Below are 2,116 nucleotides of genomic sequence, written 5' to 3'. Positions count from 1 at the left end.
TCGGCGCCCCGGAGGGGACCCCCGTACGGCAGACCGGCTGGGCCGTCACCCCCGAAGGCCCGCACGCCCAGCTCCACCCGGTCCACGGCTACGGGCCGGACGTCGGGGAACTCCCCACCGGGGAAACCCTGCAGGGCCCGGGGACCCGCACCCTCGCCCTGCACGGCACCACGAGCGGCCCGGCCTCGCTCTTCGTGGCCCTCGCCTCCCTCACCGCCGAACCCGACCCCGTACCCGTGTCCGACCTCGGACGCGTCCGGGTCGACGGACACCTGTTNNCGAGCTCTACTCCGGCCCGTACGAGCTCTACTCCGGCCCGTACGAGCCCTACTCCGGCCCGTACGAGCCCTACTCCGGCCCGTACGAGCCCTACTCCGGCCCGTACTTGCGGCCCGCCTTGGAGGAGACCCCGCCGAGCAGGCCGCGCGGCGCCAGCTTCACCACACCCATGAGGGCCTTGTAGCGGGGGTCCGGGATCGACAGGGTCTTCCCCCGCTCCAGGTCGTGCAGCGCCGCCGACACCAGCTTGTCCGCGTCGAGCCACATCCAGCCCGGGATGTTGTCCGTGCCCATCCCGGCCCGCTCGTGGAACTCGGTCCGTACGAAGCCGGGGCAGAGCGCCATCAGGCGCACCCCGCTGCCCGCGAGGTCCCGCGCCGCGCCCTGGGTGAACTGCACGACCCAGGCCTTCGAGGCGCCGTAGGTGCCGCGGGGCACGAAGGCCGCCACCGAGGCGACGTTCACCACGGCGCCCCGGCGGCGGTCCTTCATCGAGGCGGCCGCCGCCGAGGTCAGCCGCAGCACCGCCTCGCAGTGCACCGTCAGCATCTTCAGCTCGTCGGCCATGGAGACTTCGAGGAAGCGGCCCTTGTTGCCGAAGCCGGCGTTGTTCACCAGCATGTCCACCGGCTGCTTCGGGTCCGAGAGCCGGGCCTCGACGGCGGCGATGCCGTCCTCCTCGGAGAGGTCCGCCGCGAGCACCTCGGCCTCGACGCCGTGCCGGTCGTGCAGCTCGGTCGCCTGCTCCCGGAGCCGCTTCACGTCCCTGGCCACGAGCACGACGTCGTGGCCGTCCGCCGCCAGTCTCCGTGCGAAGGTGGCCCCGATGCCCGCGGTGGCGCCCGTAATCAGTGCAGTCGTCATACGGGCAACCTAGTGCCTGGTACCCGGCCTATTCCTTGGCGTACTTCTCCTTGTACTGGCGGGCGAGCGCGAGGAGTCCGGACTCCATCCACTCGGCGGCCACCAACGTGGAGGGCAGCAGGGCGCGTTCGGTGGTCGCGGCGCGGTGCAGATACGTCACGGTGATGTCGTGGTCCGGCCGGTGCAGCACCGTGATCGGGTCGCCGGCCCGCACCTCGCCCGGCACGATGACCCGCAGCAGCGCGCCGGGGCCGGCCTCGGACTGCGTGAACCGCTTCACCCAGCCCTTCTCCTCGACGAAGCCCGCGAAGGTGCGGCAGGGGATGCGGCCGCCGGTCACCTCGAGGACGACCTCCTCGCCGATCCGCCACCGCTCGCCGATCAGGGCGCCGTTCACGTCGAGGCCCCGGGTGGTGAGGTTCTCGCCGAAGGAGCCGTTGGCCAGTTCGCGGCCGAGCTCCCGCTCCCACAGATCCATGTCCTCCCGGGCGAAAGCGTACGCGGCCCGGTCGTTCCCGCCGTGGAAGCGCAGGTCGCAGACGGTGTCCCCGGCGACCCCGCTGGACCCGACGCCGGGCGCGCCGGGCGCCTCGATCCGTACGGGCCCCTCCACGGGACGCTTGTCGATGCCCGTCATCCCCGAGGCGGCGTCCGTGTACTCCACGGGCCTGGCACGGCCCACATTCACGCTCAGCAAGGTCATGCGGGCACTGTACGGGCGCCGATCTCAAAGGCGCTCGCGAAAATAGTCGGCTTCACCCAAGAGTCGCTTATGCTGGACGCATGATCGAGGCCCGCCACCTCCGCGTCCTGCGCGCCGTCGCCGCCACCGGCTCCTTCTCGGCCGCCGCGCGCGAACTCGGCTGCACCCAGCCCGCCGTCAGCCAGCAGATGAAGGCGCTCGAAGCCTCCGCCGGCACGCCGCTGCTCATCCGTACGGGACGCGAGATGCGCCTCACCCAGGCCGGCGAGG

General features: G+C 72.2%; 3 protein-coding genes. 1 reads left to right on the top strand and 2 read right to left on the bottom strand.

The annotated features are described in order from the left end of the window. Positions 1–369 precede the first annotated feature (369 nt). Both CCN56_RS37010 and CCN56_RS37005 read right to left on the bottom strand, forming a co-directional pair. A complete protein-coding gene (locus tag CCN56_RS37010) occupies positions 370–1,143 on the bottom strand; it encodes an SDR family oxidoreductase (RefSeq protein ID WP_086832101.1) in 774 nt (257 codons plus the stop codon). 28 nt (positions 1,144–1,171) lie between these two features. Then, entirely contained in the window at positions 1,172–1,846 is a 675-nt protein-coding gene (locus CCN56_RS37005) for an MOSC domain-containing protein (RefSeq protein WP_086832100.1), read from the bottom strand. An 80-nt stretch (positions 1,847–1,926) separates the two neighbouring features. Between CCN56_RS37005 and CCN56_RS37000 the strand changes: the two genes are divergently transcribed. Next, the coding region (locus CCN56_RS37000) for a LysR family transcriptional regulator (RefSeq protein WP_143664746.1) at positions 1,927–2,116 on the top strand (190 nt) is incomplete at its 3' end.

The sequence above is a fragment of the Streptomyces sp. NRRL B-24572 genome (genome assembly GCF_002156145.1).
Lineage (GTDB): Bacteria > Actinomycetota > Actinomycetes > Streptomycetales > Streptomycetaceae > Streptomyces > Streptomyces vietnamensis.
This window is presented reverse-complemented; position numbering and strand designations above follow the sequence as displayed.

Coding starts and splice junctions, on each gene's coding strand:
- CCN56_RS37005 (WP_086832100.1), bottom strand. CDS start 1,846: ATGACCTTGCTGAGCGTGAATGTGGGCCGTGCCAGGCCCGTGGAGTAC.
- CCN56_RS37010 (WP_086832101.1), bottom strand. CDS start 1,143: ATGACGACTGCACTGATTACGGGCGCCACCGCGGGCATCGGGGCCACC.